General features: G+C 62.1%; 1 protein-coding gene. It reads right to left on the bottom strand.

Annotated elements, in window-relative coordinates; translation table 11 throughout:
• A partial coding sequence (locus ACZYTD_RS17210) for an Ig-like domain-containing protein (RefSeq protein ID WP_463893923.1) occupies positions 1–364 on the bottom strand: 364 nt, incomplete at both ends.

Below are 364 nucleotides of genomic sequence, written 5' to 3'. Positions count from 1 at the left end.
CGGAATGGTGATGACCGGCGGACCATCCGTATGCCCCTGGATGGTCACGGTCAGTTGCGCCGTGCTGCTCGAGCCGTCCGCGTCAGTCAGGGTGTAGCTAAAGGTATCGCTCAGGCTCTGGCCCGTCTTCAGCGCATTCACCGCCGAGTTGCTGTTATCCAGCGTATAGACGTACTCGCCCTGGGCGTTCAGGCTGACTGTGCCATGCACCGTGCCCACCGCCGCTACCGCCGTGATGGTCACCGGCGCATCCACGTTCCGGGTGTCATTCTTCAACAGGTCGAGGGTCAGCGGGTTGGCGCCATCCTCGCTGATGGTCACACTGTCATCGACTGCCACCGGTACCGTATCGGTGATGGCGATA

The sequence above is a fragment of the Pseudaeromonas sp. HNCC25DJ180 genome (assembly GCF_055413345.1).
This window is presented reverse-complemented; position numbering and strand designations above follow the sequence as displayed.